Source organism: Paenibacillus sp. JGP012 (assembly GCF_014203995.1).
GTDB classification, from domain to species: Bacteria; Bacillota; Bacilli; order Paenibacillales; family Paenibacillaceae; genus Paenibacillus; species Paenibacillus silvae.
This window is the reverse complement of record NZ_JACHKG010000018.1, coordinates 1-18,641: the sequence shown is the minus strand read 5'-3', so window position 1 is coordinate 18,641 and position 18,641 is coordinate 1. Positions and strand designations below refer to the sequence as shown.

At 43.8% G+C, this 18,641-nt stretch carries 17 protein-coding genes; 15 read left to right on the top strand and 2 right to left on the bottom strand.

Features of this window, described 5'->3' with window-relative positions; translation table 11 throughout:
- Positions 1 to 33: 33 nt before the first annotated feature.
- Positions 34 to 1,677, bottom strand: coding sequence for a stalk domain-containing protein (locus HNR77_RS19850; RefSeq protein WP_184188076.1), 1,644 nt, complete (start codon positions 1,675 to 1,677; stop codon positions 34 to 36).
- 196 nt (positions 1,678 to 1,873) lie between these two features.
- On the opposite strand from HNR77_RS19850, the gene HNR77_RS19845 reads away from it, so the two are divergent.
- The 11 genes from HNR77_RS19845 to HNR77_RS19795 all read left to right on the top strand — a co-directional run bounded on the left by HNR77_RS19845 (position 1,874) and on the right by HNR77_RS19795 (position 14,612).
- The gene (locus tag HNR77_RS19845) at positions 1,874 to 2,350 is read left to right on the top strand and encodes a DUF4362 domain-containing protein (protein ID WP_184188074.1); all 477 of its coding nucleotides are present in this window, start codon (positions 1,874 to 1,876) and stop codon (positions 2,348 to 2,350) included.
- Positions 2,351 to 2,487: 137 nt separating this feature from the next.
- Complete coding sequence (locus HNR77_RS19840) at positions 2,488 to 3,981, top strand: DUF2207 domain-containing protein (protein ID WP_184188071.1); 1,494 nt, start codon at positions 2,488 to 2,490, stop codon at positions 3,979 to 3,981.
- 238 nt (positions 3,982 to 4,219) lie between these two features.
- Positions 4,220 to 5,401 (top strand): WXG100 family type VII secretion target, encoded by a 1,182-nt coding sequence (locus HNR77_RS19835; RefSeq protein ID WP_184188069.1) that lies wholly within the window; start codon positions 4,220 to 4,222, stop codon positions 5,399 to 5,401.
- Positions 5,402 to 5,416: 15 nt separating this feature from the next.
- Positions 5,417 to 5,893, top strand: coding sequence for a hypothetical protein (locus HNR77_RS19830; protein ID WP_184188067.1), 477 nt, complete (start codon positions 5,417 to 5,419; stop codon positions 5,891 to 5,893).
- A gap of 504 nt (positions 5,894 to 6,397) precedes the next feature.
- Positions 6,398 to 6,883, top strand: coding sequence for a hypothetical protein (locus tag HNR77_RS19825; protein WP_184188065.1), 486 nt, complete (start codon positions 6,398 to 6,400; stop codon positions 6,881 to 6,883).
- A 140-nt stretch (positions 6,884 to 7,023) separates the two neighbouring features.
- Positions 7,024 to 7,686, top strand: coding sequence for a hypothetical protein (locus HNR77_RS19820; RefSeq protein WP_184188062.1), 663 nt, complete (start codon positions 7,024 to 7,026; stop codon positions 7,684 to 7,686).
- A gap of 437 nt (positions 7,687 to 8,123) precedes the next feature.
- Entirely contained in the window at positions 8,124 to 8,918 is a 795-nt protein-coding gene (locus tag HNR77_RS19815) for a DUF4183 domain-containing protein (RefSeq protein WP_184188059.1), read from the top strand.
- Between the two features lie 81 nt (positions 8,919 to 8,999).
- Positions 9,000 to 9,284 (top strand): DUF4183 domain-containing protein, encoded by a 285-nt coding sequence (locus HNR77_RS19810; protein WP_111270311.1) that lies wholly within the window; start codon positions 9,000 to 9,002, stop codon positions 9,282 to 9,284.
- Positions 9,285 to 9,836: 552 nt separating this feature from the next.
- Positions 9,837 to 12,974: a DUF3427 domain-containing protein gene (locus HNR77_RS19805; protein ID WP_184188055.1), complete on the top strand. Its 3,138-nt coding sequence runs from the start codon at positions 9,837 to 9,839 to the stop codon at positions 12,972 to 12,974.
- Between the two features lie 30 nt (positions 12,975 to 13,004).
- Entirely contained in the window at positions 13,005 to 13,811 is an 807-nt protein-coding gene (locus tag HNR77_RS19800) for a hypothetical protein (RefSeq protein ID WP_184188052.1), read from the top strand.
- Positions 13,812 to 13,877: 66 nt separating this feature from the next.
- Entirely contained in the window at positions 13,878 to 14,612 is a 735-nt protein-coding gene (locus tag HNR77_RS19795; RefSeq protein WP_184188049.1) for a restriction endonuclease, read from the top strand.
- An 81-nt stretch (positions 14,613 to 14,693) separates the two neighbouring features.
- Here HNR77_RS19795 and HNR77_RS19790 read toward each other — a convergent pair whose 3' ends face one another.
- Complete coding sequence (locus HNR77_RS19790; RefSeq protein ID WP_184188046.1) at positions 14,694 to 15,035, bottom strand: helix-turn-helix domain-containing protein; 342 nt, start codon at positions 15,033 to 15,035, stop codon at positions 14,694 to 14,696.
- 446 nt (positions 15,036 to 15,481) lie between these two features.
- Here HNR77_RS19790 and HNR77_RS19785 point away from each other — a divergent pair, with 446 nt between their 5' ends.
- From HNR77_RS19785 to HNR77_RS19770, 4 genes are all read left to right on the top strand, one after another.
- Positions 15,482 to 15,691, top strand: a complete 210-nt coding sequence (locus HNR77_RS19785; RefSeq protein WP_184188043.1) for a hypothetical protein — start codon at positions 15,482 to 15,484, stop codon at positions 15,689 to 15,691.
- A 179-nt stretch (positions 15,692 to 15,870) separates the two neighbouring features.
- Positions 15,871 to 17,025, top strand: coding sequence for a WXG100 family type VII secretion target (locus HNR77_RS19780; RefSeq protein WP_184188040.1), 1,155 nt, complete (start codon positions 15,871 to 15,873; stop codon positions 17,023 to 17,025).
- Position 17,026: 1 nt separating this feature from the next.
- A complete protein-coding gene (locus tag HNR77_RS19775; protein WP_184188038.1) occupies positions 17,027 to 17,404 on the top strand; it encodes a hypothetical protein in 378 nt (125 codons plus the stop codon).
- A gap of 751 nt (positions 17,405 to 18,155) precedes the next feature.
- The gene (locus HNR77_RS19770; RefSeq protein WP_184188033.1) at positions 18,156 to 18,482 is read left to right on the top strand and encodes a nucleoside triphosphate pyrophosphohydrolase; all 327 of its coding nucleotides are present in this window, start codon (positions 18,156 to 18,158) and stop codon (positions 18,480 to 18,482) included.
- Positions 18,483 to 18,641: the final 159 nt, after the last annotated feature.

Here is an 18,641-nt window from a genome sequence, read left to right as displayed (position 1 = left end):
GGTTTAAACGCCACCGATTTCAGGAGGATTTTTTCAGTTCACTTCATCAATCGTTACTTTGGCCGCGCTGCGGTCCCAGGTAACTGTTAATCCAAGCCCTTGCAGCAACTCATATGGCACTGTAGTCGCTCCCGAATAATTGCCAATGGGAGCTTGCAGCTGCACAACCTGTTTTTCCTGCGGCTCAAGCGAATTTACGCTGGTTACCGTGTATCGGGATTCATTCGGTTTAATGGTAATGATCCGATCCTTATATTTTAATGTGTAGTGAGTTATTAGTCCTCCTGCTTCCGCAGTATGCACCTGAAATTGTGCTCCAAGGGCTGAGGCAACATCCTTGATCGGGATCTGTATGGTGTCGGATGTTTCGACGGCTGAATAGATCGACTGAAGTAGCTTGCCTTTCACAACAATATCTGTACCGAGCTTGGCCTGAACGGGTCTATACACCATCCCTCCGTCAGACGTAGCAGGTGCACCTGCCTCCTCATACTTATCTCCGCCCCATCCCCAGACGGTTCCATCGGATGAAAGAGCGAGACTGTGGTAATAACCTGCAGATACATCAGCGATATTGGATAAAGCTGTTACTTTCCCTTGTTTGCCCGTTACGGTTCTGCCATAACTGTATACCTCGCCTCTCGTAGTTACCAACAATACATAATTCGAGTTGGCATCGATCTTTTTTACTTTGAGTTCATGATGGTAGGCAGTTCGTTTACCTTGTGCATCCCGTCTCCAGACGCTGCCTTTGGAATCAATGGTTAGTAATTCCCCGCCTTGAGTTGTAATGAAGGAGATGCCGCTTAGACCTTTAATCATTTTGGCTTTGGAAGGTTGGCTGCCTGGTTCACTTGTTTCCTTCCACGTCCATACCGTACCGTCTTTCTTCAATGCATACCCGTCCAGTCCAGCAAGAGTGGTTTGAACGACGTTATTCAATCCGGCAATTGGATGCAAAGCAGGCTTCGATTCAGCCTCTGTACTTGAACGCCCGGGCAGCTTCGGATCGGGATTTTGCCAGGATTGAACGGTTCCGTTTTGAAGAAGAACCAAGGTTGTGGCAGAGCCCACAGTAACACGAGCTGCACTGGTGATTCCAGGAACCTGGCTGGGGGTTCTGCCCGCTCCCCAATGCCAAGCTGTTCCATCTGCTTGAACCGCTGCACTGTACCCTCCACCTCCGGTAGAGATGGCTGTGACATCGGATAACTGCGGAATGCGTACGGGACCGGATGTATGGCGATACCTTATGGTGTCACTGATCCCAAGTTCCCCTAGCAGATTTCGTCCCCAAGTCCATACTGAACCGTCACTTCTTAAAGCGACCGTGTAGTAGTATCCGCCTTCTACCTCTGTGTAGTGCAATTTCTGAACTGTATTTGAATTTGCAGCGGGTAGGGTGGCAGTGGAGGTTTCGGAGGGAGCGGCTGCAGAAGACATCGAGACTGTACGATCTGAAATACTCCCTGGGGAAGCTTGCCCGTCATTGGCTGCATACGTTGGAGATACCGAAGACAGCGTGCTTAGGATCATCCCGGTAACGATACCAGCAGACAAGCCTACTTTGGTACAGCGACGGAAGAGCTTGCCCGTTGGTCTGCTCAATGGCTTGAGATGTGAGTAGAGATGGGTTTGTTCTGTTGTTACATGATTGGCTGAATGATTCAAAAACATGAAATCACCTCTTTTTTTGAAGGGAATGGGGAACTGGATATGCTGTTAAATAAACGCAGGGTAATGAACTAAGGTTACGGACTCAGTAATATTTTTACAAAAAAATTCAGAAGAATCATTCGTATTGCCGGGCCAACTCTTCCAAAAACGTAACCTATCTCCTGCAAGGCACGTTGTACATATGAGGTGATTTTCAATGGGGAAATATGTGCTCATGCTGTTTATCGCTGCCGCACTTGTTACAGGCTGTAGTTCGAATGACAAGCCGCAGACACTCGAAGTGAAGGAGAACAGGGCACCCTTTCCTACGATCATTGAACCGCATAACCCGGAGCAGGCAGAAGAAAGTGGGGATGTTGTTGTGCTTATGGGGGAGATGAGGAATCGGGATAAGTGGAAGACATTTGTGCAAAACGTTAAAAAGCATCAGCCCGATCAAGTTCGGGTAACCATGTACACGATTGAAGGTGGCCCGATCATTCATGAGCTGGTCTATGACGGAGAGCTGATTCAAACCACGTATGATGACACGAGAGATATGTATGGCTCCAGACAGAATAAAACCCCGAACACCTGCACAGGGATCGGTACGATGAAAAGCGGAGGATGGCGCACATTTTATATCCTTACCGGTTGTGAGCAGGAAAGTAGTTTCTCTATCCCTAGCACGTAGTAGAGGGGGGAAGATGAGAGATAAGCCTGCAATGCTGTAAGACGTGAATATGATGGATTCTTTTAACCTATGAACAGGTTTATATAGAGTAGATGTCATCGCAGTTTTATTCTGTTCTCTTAGAAAGGGGTCATCTTATGGAAAATAGCTTCACCAACGGGCATATGCCATCTCAGATTGTTTACTCGTTCCTTGTCCAGAGACAGCAGGCCCCAATCTTGCAGGAGGTATGGCTGAAGCAGGTGCAGGAATGGATGATGTGGGTGCTTCTGGGTATCATTGTGGTTCAGCTGCTGTTATGGGTGAGGGGGCGCTTCAGCAGAGGGCCTTTCACAGACGAAGAGGTGGAGCAAGCAGACCCACTGTTACTGGCATATCTGCGTAGTAAAGGGCAGTTGAAGCTGAAGGATACGCAGGCATCGCTGTTCCAGCTAACCCGTAAAGGCATCTTGTGCATGCGAATTGTGAAAAGCAAAGGGCGCTACCGCAAGGATCAAGGGGTATCCAATGCTTCGCTGACACCAAAAACAACACTGGAATACAGCATGCAATCTGCTGCCGTTTCCGCGTCGGCGGATGAGCAAGAGCTGGTACAGTGGCTTTTCTCGCACTACGGTTTCGGTAAACAACGGCTCAGGCTGGACGCTTTGGCTGGACCAAGCTCTGAAGAGACTAAGCGGAGAGAAGATATGAAGCACTATCGAACCAAGGAAAAAATGCACATGGACTTCATACGGTCGTGGAAGGAACGAGTAGTAGAGACAAGAGACTGGGGGCAGTTCATTCGTACGCCGCTGCTTTTGCGGCTGCTCGTCTATGTGATGTTCCCTGTTCAGATGCTGCAGACAGGCATCGTATGTTTTGCAGAGCGTGTCTCTGTGCCTGGGGTAATCGGTTTGACTGTTACAGCTGTGATCTGGATATTGGTTATTCGCAAAATTCATGTACGCCTGTTGTATCAACTCGCTTGTGTTGGACTCATTATTAGCCTCAGCCTTGCAATCTCGGGTAACTCGGAATTTACTTCATGGCTGTACGCTATTCTTTTCATGTCGTTGTTCGTTCGTCTGTTTTTGCCTGCCAGGGAAGTTGCTCCGTCCGCGAAAGATTGGGAAGCTTCTATGCGTCGCTGGCGCAGGCGGTACAAAAAAGGCGTTCCAGCCGAAAGAATGGGCGAATCGGCAGAGACACTCGAACAGATTATCCAGACCGCGCTGGTGCTGGGCATTGGCTCACGCTGCGTGCGTAAGACCAATTGGTCCATGCTTCAGCAGCACCCTGACTCTGAGCTTAGACGTTTGATAGAACGTGAACCTGCGCAGGAAGACAGTTTGCCGGGAGCAACAATGTTGGAGCAAGCACCTCTGTTGGTGTTGGCCCTACATCTGCGAGGTGTGTACCGGGCTATGTCTGCTGCGGAGTTTCCATATGATCGCTCTAATTATATCTTTGGAACGGTGTTCCCTGAGTCGGGCGGGAGTGGAGGCAGTTCACCAGTGTACACGGATAGCTATAGCGGAAAGAATCATAAGCATACACACGATCATCATGACGGTTCTGGCGGTCATCATCACGGATCAGACAGCGGAGATTCCGGCGGAGGCGGGGACTCGGGTGGGGGTGGGGATTAATGTATCATAGATTGACATGATGTCCCCGTGAAACATCTGATTTTTATTGGGAAGAGACAGAATAAAACAACAAATTAGATATGATATGCGTACATGTGCAAGCTTGGCTGCATAGAGCGGTTACCAAATTACTGAATCGTTGAGAGAGAAAATGCTCCTTCTGTTCAATTCCAATGCGCTGCTACACTTGTTAAAATTTAGGGATAACGACTATGATCAGGTTTGGTGGTGAGATGGCATGCTGCGTATTCAGGTGCACCCGGATGAACTGGAAGCCAAGGCAAGTTTGGTTCAGCAATGTAAATTGGAATTGGATCGGATTGTACGTGAACTGGATAAATCCATTTATTTTTTGCAATCCGAATGGTCTGGTGCGACACGTGAACAATTCTTCTGGGACTTTATGGAGGTTAAGGACGTTTTCCCGGCGACCCTCGGGAAGCTGGATGAGATCCAGAAGGAGTTTACCTTCATTGCAAATCATTTCAGAACAACAGACAGCACAGGCGAGGTAGCCTTGTACATACCTGACGAGTTGAAACCAAGCTTTTTCACTGGAGCCGTGGACAAAGCCATTGGCGACACCGTTACAGGGTTGGGTGAGATGGCAGAGGCGTTCCTCTATCATCCGTTCAGTACGTTAGGCAATCTGGCCTATGATATGACGTTGGGGAAAGTGGTTGATGCTCGACGAGGAATTGCATTTGCTTGGGATGCGGCTTGGGGCACAGGAACAGCGAGGTCCGACATCGAGCAGTTTGTAGATGAGCAGAAAAAGCAGCTTAATGAAGATGAGTCGGGGTACTATAAAGGTGCGATAGTAGGTCAGGCCTTGTCTTATTTGATCTTTGGCAGAGCCTTGCGCTCGAAAGATCATCACGCGTCGGGTGGAGGAGGGAAAGAGAAAAATAGTGAGGGGAAAACGGAGTCAGAACGAACGAATAGATATCATGTTTTAGAGTCTGTGAACAAGTTTGAAGATAAAATTCGAAATAAACCGGTTGAACACGGTCAGTTTTTTGATAAAGATGGTAAGTCAGTAGGAGAAACAGTTGTGGGAACTGAGAAATCAATAAATATAACGAATCAGAAAGATGTTGCTAAAGATACAATATTCACACATAATCATCCAACGAATGGACCTTTTAGCCTTGAGGATATAGCTACTGCAGTGGATTTTGATATGGCTGAAATAAGGGCCGTATCACCGAATGGTACCAATTTGAGCATGAAGCGAGGAGTGGAAGGTTGGAAAGAAAACTCAGATAATATAGGTAATATTTTTGCAAATGTTCAAAAAGAATTAAGAAGTGATCCCAAAGCTCAAGAATTCTTTAAAACGGGGAATAAGGATGCAGTTTGGGATATGCTATTCACTAGAGTTGCTGAAAAAATAGGTGGAGAGTATACCAAAAATTAAAAGGCAGGTAATAAAATGAATAGAGAGTTTCTTTATACAAGACCATATACTCCAGGTGAAATTGATGATACTCCAGTTGATCTGGATTCTTGGTTTCTAGATGATTCCAGAGAGAAAATGGAGGAGAAATTAAGAGGAAGTTCATTAAGTGATGTACTTATTGAATTGATTGATATATTCCAAGAAAATGAGCCCAACTATCAAGTTCTTTTAGGTTTATTTGGAGATAAAATCATTAAAGAAACTCGAGAAGGTAAAGTACTGTACGGTTTAGAAGAAATTCTGCGCCCTGATATGAATAAAATTGAGATTGAAATTGAGGATCAGACTCTACACATAGAAAAGATGAATATTTTTGTATCGGCACTCTCGCTTTTGACGGTAAAAGATAAGATTATTGGCTTGTATTGTCATGAAAGTATTGAAGACAGAGAAGATTCTTTGTCTATTTTAATTCGAGATAAATATATTGTTTTATATGCAGTCAAGTAATTGATTCTAAAAAGCAAGCACTTCTACCCCGCAAGCGTAGAGGTGTTTCTTACTGTTTAAAACAAATGCATACATACGATCATCACAAGTAGTTCCCTAATTTTTGAAATAGTTAGGTGAGCAAGTCCTACGTGAAGAGCTGAAACCAGGCTAAGTAATGAACTATACGAAAAAGAATGTTTAAAAAAATCCAATTCAGCCGGAGACGATATTGACTTGAAATTTTGTTGTTAAATTGACATCATTCCTTCTATACTAATTGGGCCAATGAGCTAATAACCTTTACAGGTGAAATACTAAAAGAAATAGAGGGAGACTGCATTCTAGAATTAAATGATAAACGAATTTTGTTATGAAAAAATGGTGTAATTACTGTCGACGATAAAAAACTTAGTGGAACTTTAGAGTTCCCATTTATGAAAATAGGATTAGATTTTCGATACGGAGATATAGATTTTAACAATACAAAAATAGAAAACTGGAATTAGAGGAGATTATGAAAAAGTGAATTCAATTATTATTTTAAAAAAGATAGAGCATTATGTTCCTGAGAAGGCGATCGAAGATTTTAAGAAGGCAGCCGACAAAGCACACATATATTGTATTTTAGTGAAACTTAAATATGATGGCGATATGTTTTTAACTGGGGAAGGCACACTTTCAGAGGTAGATGAATTCACTTTTAAAAGTGTAGAAAATAAAAGTGATTTGAAGTATTTCACTTTTAACGTCAATCGGATCGAAGAAGATTCACTCGACAGTTTTACATGGCTTACTCAGGATGAGAATTTCTTTTGGGCATTAGACATTGAAAATATAAAAAATGACGAGCATGAATTCATTTACAGGTTTGTCGTAGAGTATTTTAAAGATAATCCAGAAGATTACTTATGGTTTGATGATGCCGAATGGTATTACACAGCTGATGATATCTTGCAACTAAGTCAGATACCGTATAATCCTAAGTGGTGTAGAGAAAAGGTTATTTGAGTTAAAAGGGTACTATACTGATTCTGGAACGATATAGATGGATTTTAATAATTGAAATGATGAATGACTTAGAGGCACTTCTACCATACAAACGTAGAGGTGTTTCTTACTATATAAAATGAGGAGGAGGGAACCATACCTTGATTTTAAAAAAGCGACTTTTTATGATTGGAAGCATCTTTGCCTTTGTAATCTTACTTGTACTAACCTACAGTTTTTACAAAGAAAAAAGGATGTACGAACAGTACCTGACCATGAATATCCGTCAAGATATCGTTGATATCAAAAGTGCGATCATCACTAATGATCGTATTTTTAAACGCATATTGGAGAATGGCAAAATCATAAACGAGATGGTTGAGGACGGAGAGCAGGCAAGGCAGCTTCATTATAACCTCAGAGATATGTTACAGATTATTGATAAGTATAATTTGATGAATCTCAGTTTCAGTCAGGAAACAAGTTGGCTCGTAAAACCCGCACCACGATTCATCAACCGTTTGGGGCTGGAGGACATATGGCCACGTACAATTCACCGAATGCAAATGACGTTCGATCCGTTGGATCAAATTAATCGTACGGTATCCCCTAAACTGAAGACCAGAATACAGGAGTACCAGCAGTTAAATCAGCGGTGGTTCAATATTGTAGGTGATTTTGAATCCAAAGAAATTAACGAGAAAGATTGGCCACAACTCTTGAGTGATCTGGAGCAAGAAACGCGAGCTTATTTTGAAGAGAAAAAGATTGATTTCGTGGAGGAAGACATCTGGAGAGAGGCCTTGAATCCAAGATATCAATGAAGGAAAAAGGGCATTTGCAAAGGCAGAGTGCTGTATTTCATGGGGTCATAGTCATTAGCACACTCTCCACATGTGCTCATTACATAGTATAAGGCATATATACCGCGTTTTTTTGCCTAAGGAGAGTGACCATCTTGAAGCTTTCAAAGAAAAGCAGAAGGAGCCGTAACGTATTAGGAGCGACACGTTCCAGGGCGGGATGGAGTAAAAGAATCGCTAAAAGACGCAGCAAACGATACATGATACGTTGTAAAGATTCCAGAAAAAAACGATGTGCCAAGTCAATAAAGCCAACACGAAGACACAGAAGCATCACTTCTCGTCGAAAAGTTACTGTACGACCTGTAAAAATTCCGACTATTCCAGCATGCCCTGATCGCATAGATCATATCGCCCTGCCAAGACATCAGGAATCCATAGTTGGTGGTCTGCTTGAAATGCAGGGACCAGCAGGCCAGCAAGATGCCCAAGGTATGATAGGGCCTCAAGGTGCTGCAGGCAGACAGGGAATGCCGGGAGTTCAGGGGCCTGTTGGTGCTCAGGGAGAGCGTGGAGAAGCGGGAAGTCCAGGAGCGCAAGGTCCCATGGGTCCTCAGGGTGTTCCGGGTGAGCAGGGAGTAGCGGGTGCACAAGGTCCAGCAGGCCCTCAGGGAGAGCGTGGGGAAGCCGGAAGTCCAGGAGCGCAAGGTCCCATAGGCCCTCAGGGTGTTCCGGGTGAGCAGGGAGCACCGGGTGCACAAGGTCCAGCAGGCCCTCAGGGAGAGCGTGGGGAAGCCGGAAGTCCAGGAGCGCAAGGCCCCATGGGCCCTCAGGGTGTTCCGGGTGAGCAGGGTGCAGTCGGGGCACAGGGGCCCGCAGGCCCTCAGGGAGAGCCGGGGCCAACGGGCCCTCAAGGTGAGCAAGGGCCACCGGGAACGGTAGCAGGAGTTCAGGTCGTTCCTGCAACGGGACGGTATTTTTATTTTCCAGAGGTTAATCTGGATTTAACAAGTTCGGTTACAATACCTGCTGGGGACTTTGTGGATGATGAGGATGGGAGTGTAACCGAATTTGCAGGAATCAGTACGACAAGTTATTATAATCTCTACATTAATGGAATATTGCAGCCAGGCGGGTCCTATACGTTAACTGCCACTAGTTTGTTTCTTCCTCCTCAGAGTGGTGTATTGCTTGCAGGCACACCGATTATTGTAGAAATTGTTCAGCTAACAGCAATAATTATCAATAGTTAAAATGGTTAAACCTCCTACTGAATTGGCCTTCACGAGTCTCAAATCTACCACATATACTATGTCAGGTAGGAGGTGAGAAATATGCCACTGGTTACACCATTTCAGAACAGTTTACGATTTGCTGCGACAATTGGTGATGGAACAGGTACAGGGGCAACGTTTGCGATCGCTGCTACGGCCTTTACAGACGATGCGGGTACTGCTGCTACAGCCTTCCCGGCTACATTTAATTACTACAACCTGTATATTAATGGTCTGATGCAAACAGCAGACACATCCTCGGTTACCGCCACTACAATTACCATCCCCGGCGGTGATGCATTAAACGATGGCACTCCGATTGTTGTACAATTTGTAGTGTCCTGATGATTGGCTAAAGTTTATAAGAAAGGCATTGTGCGGCTTCTATCGTGGGATAGGAGCCGTTTTTTTACTCTGATGATCTGGAGAGATGCTTTGAATCCAAGGTTCGAATGATAAAGATGGCTCTATTGATGAATGCGGGAATCAGTCTGTTTGGAATAGAAACAACTTCTGTATTGGGTTTTGGTAAACGATTTTTCATTAATTACCTTAACTTTACTGATGTGGACAAGAGAGAGAGCGTAACAAACGAGCCGAATACATATTACGAGTGTTGAAATGCCGAGAGTGAGGTAGGATGGAAATCGATCATAACAGCAGATTCGGCTTCACGAAGATTGGCTACGTTGTTGCCAAATATAGTTATATACCCAGAGTGGAGTACTTCTGTCGTCCGGAGACGATGGGGGCTCTTTTTTTTATACCCAAACAACTAATGAAATTTCTCACGTGCTGGACGATAATAGAGTAGAGACCATATTTACCAATACCAAGCAATATCAATGGAGCACAACTACATATCCACAACCATTCTAACTCTCGCGAGGTACATTTATGAAACAAGGCATATATGAACAGCTTATCAACACTATCACCAGGCAGGAGATTTCGGCGCTGGACCCGGATGTGTATCACATTGGGACCGAGAAGCTGGATGCAGAGGAAGCACGCAAGCTGTTGTCCACGTATTTGGCCGCGGTGACACGGCGAGCTCTCAAGATTGTACGGGAACAGACGGAAGACAAGATGGCCGTATTAGAGCAGATTCGAACCTGTAATGAGATTATAGCAACCTTAAAGGACACGTTGGGGGAAGAGGAGTATAACGATTTGCAACTGGACGAGCAGGGAGAGGTGCTGACCCATGTGTATTCCAAGCTGAACAGCATCCGTGCGGTTCGCGATACCAAAATCATTCGCCCGGATACGCCAATTGCCCAAAGCTCATTATTTACAGGTGCGAAGTCTGAACCAAGCATGCTGCTGGAGCTGCAAAAAGAGATCGTGACCGCCGACCGGATCGACTGGCTGGTGTCTTTTATCAAATTCAGCGGGCTTCGCCTGCTGCTGGAACAACTCCAGCAATTCACATCAGGTGGGGGAAAGCTGCGGATTATCACAACCACATATATGGAGGCTACCGATCTCAAAGCGATTACCGAGCTCGGCAAACTACCGAACACCGAAATCCAGATTTCGTATGATACCAAGGTCACCCGGCTGCACGCCAAAACGTACATTTTCCACCGCGATACCGGATTCACCACCGCCTATGTCGGCTCTTCCAACCTGTCCAACCCGGCCCTGACCAGTGGCATGGAGTGGAATCTCAAGGTGACGGAGAAGGATTCACTCGATGTGCTGCGCAAGATTGAAGCAACCTTCGAGAGTTACTGGAATGACCGTGAATTTACGAGATATATTCCAGAGGATCAGGAGCATGAGGCACAATTGAGAGCGGCGCTGAACCGCAAAAAAGACCAAACCGGACATTTCCACCTCGACATCCAGCCTTATGATTATCAAAAAGAAGTGCTGGAACAGCTTAAAGCCGAGCGTACGCTGTATGGTCGAACCCGCAACCTGATCGTCGCCGCCACAGGCGTGGGCAAAACGGTCATCTCAGCCTTCGATTACAAGCGATTCCGGGCAAGCCATGGGGGCACCAAGCTTCTTTTTGTCGCCCATCGGGAAGAGATTCTGAAGCAAAGCCGGGACACCTTTCGGTATATTTTGAAGGATATGAACTTTGGCGAGCTGCATGTCGGGAGTCATCGGGCAGAGGCGCTGGAGCATCTGTTTGTCAGCATACAGAGCCTCAATTCCATGAAGCTGACAGAGATAACTAGTCTAGACTACTACGACTACATCATTGTGGATGAATTCCACCATGCCGCTGCACCCTCCTACCAGAAACTGCTGTCTCACTACGAGCCACAGATTCTGCTAGGACTTACTGCGACGCCTGAACGGATGGATGGCAAAGACATAACCGCTTACTTCGATCATACGATTGCCGCCGAGATTCGTCTGACGGATGCCATCGACCGGAAGCTGCTGAGTCCGTTTCAATACTTTGGTGTCACCGATACCGTTGATCTGTCCCAAGTGAAATGGTCACGAAAAGGCTACGATCTGAACGAACTGGAGAAGCTGTACACCCATAACAAAATCCGTGCCAATCAGATCATGCAAAGTCTGAACCGTTACGTCACCGACCTGGGTGATGTTAAAGGATTAGGATTTTGCGTAGGGGTGGATCATGCGCTGTATATGGCTAAAGTTTTCAACGAAGCCGGCATTCCATCTATCGCTTTGCATGGCGGGTCGAGCGAACAGGAGCGCCATTCTGCAAAAGGACAGCTGGTGAACGGGGAACTGCGCATGATCTTTGTTGTTGATCTGTACAATGAGGGCGTGGATATTCCTGAGGTGAACACGATTTTGTTCCTGCGTCCGACTGAAAGTTTAACCGTATTCCTGCAACAGCTCGGTCGTGGGCTGCGGATCGCAGAGGGCAAAGAGTGCCTGACCGTGCTCGACTTCATCGGGCAAGCGCATCAGGAGTACAGATACCAGGATAAATTCCGGGCCCTGATCGGTGCGACCAAACATTCCATCTCGTACTACGTCGAGAACGGCTTTTCGAACCTGCCTCGCGGCACGTTTATTCAGTTGGAAAAGCAAGCCAAGGATTACGTCATGCGTAATCTGAAGCAGATGAGCCGCAATCGCAGAGCCTTGATTCAGAAGCTGCAAACGTTCCAGAAGGACACTGGGCTGCCGCTGACTCTGGCCCATTTTGTAGAGCATCACGGGATGACTCTATATGAATTCTATGGCGGGCGTTCGGGCAAAAGGTATTTCCACGGCCTGTTGGCCGAAGCCGGACTAACCGAGCCAGTGGAGGACGAGCAGGAGGAGTACATTCGCAGACTGCCGTCCGTGCTGACGATCAACTCTCGCAGCTGGCTGACTTTTCTGATCGACTATGTTGAAAAAAGTAAAGAGCCTACCACCGCCGATGAACAGCGTATGCTCATCATGTTCTATTACACGTTCCACCGGGCTGCACCGGAGAAGCTGGGGCTAAGCAGTATTGAAGAAGGCGTGGCACGAGTGCTGTCCTGTGAAGCATTCCGGGCCGAGCTTGTGGATATTTTCAAATATAATCTGGCGCATCTGCGATTTGTGGATAAAAGCAATTCATTCCCGTACACTTGTCCACTGGATATCCACTGTATGTACTCCATCGACCAAGTGCTCGCCGCCTTCGGCTACTGGAATGCCGAGCAATCGCCAACGTTCCGGGAAGGCGTGAAATATTTTGCAGATGAACAGACCGATATCTTCTTCATTACACTGAACAAATCGGACAAAGATTTCTCTCCATCCACCCTATATGAGGACTATGCGATTAATGAGCTCTTGTTCCACTGGCAAACTCAGAGCCGGGTATCGGAGCACACTGCTACCGCACAGCGGTATATTCATCATCGGGAGACGGGGAATCGTATCGCACTGTTCGTGCGGGAGTATAAGGAGGAGCATGGTTACACATCTCCATTTGTCTTTCTGGGTGAAGCGGATTATGTGAGTCATGAGGGGAACAAACCGATGAGCTTTGTATGGCGATTAAGAGAAGTGATGCCTGCGAAGATGGTGGTGGTGGCGAATAAGTGTATTGTTTGATGGATATTTTGAAGGGAGATGTTAATTTATATGAGAATTATCGACCATATTGTTGAAATATATAAAACAAACGAAAACATTTGGCTAAATTATAATGAAATTTATGATCTTATTAATAAAGATGTGTTTGGACCTAATAAACATGGGGAACGTGGGAAACGCAATATTGTCTACAGACTCTTGTTAAACTATGCTGATTTATTTGAAGTAGATGATAACTATAGACCAAAAAAATTCAGACTCGCATTAAATGATAATGAGAAAGAAAATGTAGATTTAAAGAAAAAGTATACAGTAGGAGAGTCTGTTCTATATTTTAACAATAAAATGTTTAATGAAGTTACTTTTTCACTTGAGAGAGATTATGAGAAAGAAGTGGAGAAAAATCATAAATTCATATTTGGAGAAGGGGCAAATTATTATAGCGTTAAAAAGAAAATTGGTAATAGAATTTGTGATGGATTCGTTTATGATCAAGATTTAGGAAAATTACTGGTGATTGAAAACGAGCTAGGAATACATGATTTATGGGGGCACATAATTCCTCAAATTATTGAGTTTTTTAATGGTATGAACGATGAAGATACTAAAATGAAGCTTAAATATAATGTTGAATGGAAAGATGATCATAAGTTATCAGTTATCGAAGCTATAGATAAAGCAGCATATGAAATAATAGTGGTAATTGACCAAATTAATTTCGATATAAAGAAAGCAAGAAAAGATATTAATGAGCTTCTTAAGTATTTTACACGTAACAAGGAAGTAAGGATATATTTTAAAGAATTTAAAGTTTTCAGCTCAGTTGATGGAGAGTTTATCTATCAAGTGAAATAATTATTATGGAGATTCTAATAAAGAAGTATTAGCTTTTTTTGTAAAATAGGGGGATTGAGTGAATAAATGAATGAGTTTATATGGATCATTATTGGTGTTGTTATATTATTAGTTATTGCTGGAATAGTACAACCTTCTAAAAAGAAAAAACGAAGAAACTCTAACACGCGTAAGAAACAAGCTATCAAAAAGCCAGCAAGTAATAGCTTTAATCGTTCCTCCTCTACTTGCAGATCAGACGATGTGATTCTAGCTTTACCATTAGATAAGATGACAGGAGCAGAGTTTGAACGATTACTGACCCTGTATTTTAGAGACAACGGTTATACTGTAAGAGAAGTTGGTGTTGGGGGCAGAGATGGTGGAGTAGATTTGGTTATTACTGATAAGCGTGGCGAAAAAACAGCTGTTCAGGCAAAATGCTATGCTGATCATAATAAGGTGCAGGTGATGACTGTTCGGGAACTGGTAGGCGCGAAAAGGAATCATGATTGTATCCTATCTTTAATCGTAACCACTTCTGATCTTACGGGTCCAGCAAGAAAAGAAGCTGATCAATTTAAAGTAGATTATTGGCACGGCGGTTTAGTGGACAGCAAACTGCGCAGTTGGGGAAAGTGGGTGCCATCTAATAAAAAGATAAAAACAGCTACTACTAAGAAAGAGCAAACTTTATCTAATGCAGTATCTAATGTTAAATGTAGTTGCGGGGCTGCAATGGTAAAGCGTAAAAATAAAGCTGAATCGGAATTTTGGGGTTGCAGCAATTTCCCAAATTGCCGCAAAACAAAGGCTGTTTGAGTAGATTTAATAGAAATGAAGAACCAAAAAAGGCAGAACGGCTTATATCGTTCTGCCTTTTGTCGCTGTATACCTCGGGGTTCACTTTAGAATCTCGCGTATCACATTTTTGACCAAATGAATACTATCTGGAGAAGCTTCTCTTAGCATAGCTACAATCTCTTGGATAATTATTTCTGACTCTGTAAAATGAAATTGTTCCTCCACATACGCAAATAATTGAATCAAATTTACATCAAGGGACTCAGCGATCTTCGCCAAGTTCACCAAAGAAACGTTTTTTTCACCGCGTTCAATCTGACCTATGTATGAAAAATGAAAACCGCCTTTTTCTCCGAGGGATTCTTGTGAATACCCTCTTTCTTTGCGTAGTGCACGAATTCTGGCTCCGACCAATTTTAAAACTTCTCTGTCCTCGTTCATGGTATTTCACCTCTATGTTCAAAAGTGTAGACAAGTTTCCTAAAGGTAAACACCAAATAAAGAATACAAAATAAATATTTGATTACTATGAGTATCATTTTATTGTATAATATTGGTATTAACTCATTGGAGGGATGACAATGGCAAGAAATCGGTCCATTACCGAAGCGCATTGTAATCACCAAGTAAATTTTACCCCACCTTTTCAAGAACGTTATTACTCTATGCAATCTGTGTTCAGACATAATCTAGATGACTATAGACTCCGTAATACAATCATGGGCTATCACGAGCATTCGAAATATCACATCAAACTTGGCAGCATTATGCATAGTCACAATCAGTTCCAAGCCTGCCTCATACTCTGCGATTGGGCACTTGCTTCAATGATTAAGGCATTATATATACAAAAGTATCGTGCAGTATATCCACCGAAGGAGCTTACTATGAATGAGATTTTACCTTTGGTGCATACGGATACTGTACCTGGATTGGATATTGCTTTGTTCATCGGTACGATTCAACATATGTCCTCCATGGGGGAGTTTAAACAGGATCAGACTCTAAAGGCAAACAACATCAAGAAGCTTCTTCAACGAACAGAAGAAATATTGAAGGAGTTAGAGGATCGGTTGAAGCATAACTATCAGAGCTGAAATAATCTATTGATTCAATGTGTGAATAAATTGCTCAGTTTTTTTGAACATAGGTCTCTAAGAGTATAGGTGTTTAAAGAACGTTTTTATAATAAGGGAAAATCAGGATATTGGACGGATGTATATATCACATACTTCTGCTAACATAGTGAAATCTTATTTACTTCGGAGAGAACCCTATGAGTACAATAAAAGTAACACCAGAGCAACTACTTCATGTATCTAAACAGATTGAGCAAGGAAGACAGCAACTCGAATCGATACGGAATGACCTGACTGCAAGAATCGGCTTCATCGAGTCTCAGTGGGCAGGAGCCACACAGGAGCGGTTCTTCTATGATTTTCAGCAATCTCGTCCTGTACTGAATCGTGCACTGGAGAGCATGGTGAAGTCCTCTCAGGAACTAGTGGCTATTGCCGAGAGGTTTCAACAAGCGGATCAGGAACAGGTGAGCTTGGGGACCGTTGCTGGTTTGATCCCAATAAAGAAAATGGAGTCTAATTCGAACCATAATCCGGACACACCAGAGTACACGATGGTATATAATACGCAATTCCGTAAAATGATGCCAACGGATAAAGACGGTAATGTAACACCAGAGACACTTCGCGCGTATGAGAGAGATACCGGGTCGCTGGACATGAAATCTGCACCTGATGTTGAGCCTGAGGGTGAGGATATCATGCAGTATCAGGTCAATGAATTGAAGAACGGGGTATACCCATTCTCAGGAGAACCCGTTTCCGAGAATAGGGCCAGGGTGCTTATAACCAGTCTGCAAGCCAGTAATATGTTGATGGCTTTTACAGGAATGTTTAATAGGGGCTACAAGGTTCCGAAAAATGGATTAAAGTTTTCGAATCAAAATTTAGGAATTAAGCAAAAGCAAGCACCTCCTGTACAGCCTAGCAGTGCAGGTGAAGGGGCTAGTGTAAGTAGTAGTCATGCTTCTGAGAAATTAGTATTATCAGATAAGGCAAGGATGCTGAAAGAAAAAGGTCATCACAGTCAGGCTCTGGATGTTCATTACGAGGATACGATTAGAAGGAAAACGGGTGGTAAAGAAGTTATATATGGTGAGAAGGGGAAAGAACGAGAGTTAGATAGTGTCACATCAGATGCTGTAATTGAAGCAAAGCGTTCGACATCAGCTATTCATAAACCAGATAATTTTCTCAATAAAAAAATGAAAAAACAGCTACAAGCCACAATGCAGTATGCTGAAGAGAATGGTTTGAGAGTGGAGTATTGGTTCAAGTATGGTGTTCATCCCAAAATACAAAAGTATTTAGAAGACAAGGGAATTGTAGTGAAAACAGGACTGGGGGATTGAGATGGGGAAGTATGTATCTGTTAGAGGTTGGTTAGAGTGTGATGAGAGCACAATTAATGAAGTGAAAAAGATACGGGATTACTTCACAGCGAATTACAATGAAGGCTTACTGGGAGAAGATAAATTGGAACTGTATCAGTCTGGCTGGACATTTCCGGAGAAGCAAATTAATTGGACGGCATATGTTTTTTATGGAGCAGATATCAGAGAGTACCATCTTGATTTTATGAAAAAGCAGCTTTCTGAGATGGCTAACATTGAGGATATAACAGGATATTTTTTGATAGATGATCATGATGGAGATTATCATTTGTGCTGGCAGATATACGAGAATAAGATTATTGAAAGTGAACAGGAGAATATCGTGTTCAACAAATAAATATGAATATAATCATAAGCCCATTTTACTTGTAACAGAGGAGTTATGGGCTGTTTTCGTTGGAGGTACTGAAATAATGGCATCGGCTTTTGTATTGGTAGAAGAAAACAGTAATATACCCATAGATCGTTTGGTGAGAGATATACAGCAAGCCTGTATGGAGGCAAAATTACATTTATATATGGAATTCAAGATTTAGATTCGGAACAGAACATGAAACATTGTGCCTTAGGCATTTCACTTTCAAACCAACAAGAGTCAGACCTTAGCGAGGTAAATAATACGATCAGAGTCGATGTGTACGATGAACCTGCACTACATCAATACAGAGAATTGGAATGGATAGATGATGGGAGAATATATTTTAACACGCTTATTATAGATGAAGTTCATCAAAATGAAGAGGTTACCCTAACCTTTCTGTATTATTTTCTTGCGAGACACCCACAGATGATAATTTGGATAGAGGAAGATTGGGTGTATACATTTTCTGATCTGGATAAAGCTTTGAAAACTTCTAATCTCTCTGATTGGTGTTACGTGAACCCGAACACCTTATAGGTAACACGAATTTCGAAGTAGGCCCATTTCGACTCCTAAACGAGTAGCTATGGGTCTTTTTTATTTCTCATCGCTCCCACCACTTTACAAAATCCACCTCTCCCCATCCATAGCAAATGGTATAATGACAAAAAGGGAGATTCTGGCGTGAAGCTGGAGAGCTTCCAGAGCAGAGAGGATGATAAACCACATGCCTACATACAACAAATTGGTGCGGGACAAGATTCCGCATATTATCACATCCAGCGGCAAGGAGTGCCGGACGCGCATTCTGGACCCGGAGGAATATAAGCAAGAGTTAAGAACAAAGCTCAGTGAAGAGTCAGAAGAATACATGAGTGCTGGAAGTGATCAGGAAGCGCTGGAAGAACTGGCGGATATGCTCGAAGTGATCCGGGCGTTGGCAGAGGTGCATGGAGCTAATGCGGCGCAACTGGATAAGCTGCGTGCAGATAAAGCCGAGGCGCGCGGAGGATTTCAGGAGAGAGTGTATCTGATCAATGTCGACGAAGCTTAATGTAAAACTGATTACCGACAATCTGGCCGATGAACTCATTACCCGGATGCAGCATGCGTCCGGGATTTATAGTGCGCCCGGCACGGGCGATAACTTGGCGGTGAAAGTCCGCTACAGGCTTGGCAGTAGGAACTGTTAGCCAAGGGCAAGGGTGTCCGT

Bases quoted from the DNA above. Each gene is read 5' to 3' on its own strand.
- HNR77_RS19770 (WP_184188033.1), top strand. From the start codon at position 18,156: ATGCCTACATACAACAAATTGGTGCGGGACAAGATTCCGCATATTATC.
- HNR77_RS19805 (WP_184188055.1), top strand. From the start codon at position 9,837: ATGAAACAAGGCATATATGAACAGCTTATCAACACTATCACCAGGCAG.
- HNR77_RS19830 (WP_184188067.1), top strand. From the start codon at position 5,417: ATGAATAGAGAGTTTCTTTATACAAGACCATATACTCCAGGTGAAATT.
- HNR77_RS19775 (WP_184188038.1), top strand. From the start codon at position 17,027: ATGGGGAAGTATGTATCTGTTAGAGGTTGGTTAGAGTGTGATGAGAGC.
- HNR77_RS19845 (WP_184188074.1), top strand. From the start codon at position 1,874: ATGGGGAAATATGTGCTCATGCTGTTTATCGCTGCCGCACTTGTTACA.
- HNR77_RS19780 (WP_184188040.1), top strand. From the start codon at position 15,871: ATGAGTACAATAAAAGTAACACCAGAGCAACTACTTCATGTATCTAAA.
- HNR77_RS19850 (WP_184188076.1), bottom strand. From the start codon at position 1,677: ATGTTTTTGAATCATTCAGCCAATCATGTAACAACAGAACAAACCCAT.
- HNR77_RS19840 (WP_184188071.1), top strand. From the start codon at position 2,488: ATGGAAAATAGCTTCACCAACGGGCATATGCCATCTCAGATTGTTTAC.
- HNR77_RS19795 (WP_184188049.1), top strand. From the start codon at position 13,878: ATGAATGAGTTTATATGGATCATTATTGGTGTTGTTATATTATTAGTT.
- HNR77_RS19800 (WP_184188052.1), top strand. From the start codon at position 13,005: ATGAGAATTATCGACCATATTGTTGAAATATATAAAACAAACGAAAAC.
- HNR77_RS19785 (WP_184188043.1), top strand. From the start codon at position 15,482: ATGAATGAGATTTTACCTTTGGTGCATACGGATACTGTACCTGGATTG.
- HNR77_RS19835 (WP_184188069.1), top strand. From the start codon at position 4,220: ATGCTGCGTATTCAGGTGCACCCGGATGAACTGGAAGCCAAGGCAAGT.
- HNR77_RS19810 (WP_111270311.1), top strand. From the start codon at position 9,000: ATGCCACTGGTTACACCATTTCAGAACAGTTTACGATTTGCTGCGACA.
- HNR77_RS19790 (WP_184188046.1), bottom strand. From the start codon at position 15,035: ATGAACGAGGACAGAGAAGTTTTAAAATTGGTCGGAGCCAGAATTCGT.
- HNR77_RS19815 (WP_184188059.1), top strand. From the start codon at position 8,124: ATGCAGGGACCAGCAGGCCAGCAAGATGCCCAAGGTATGATAGGGCCT.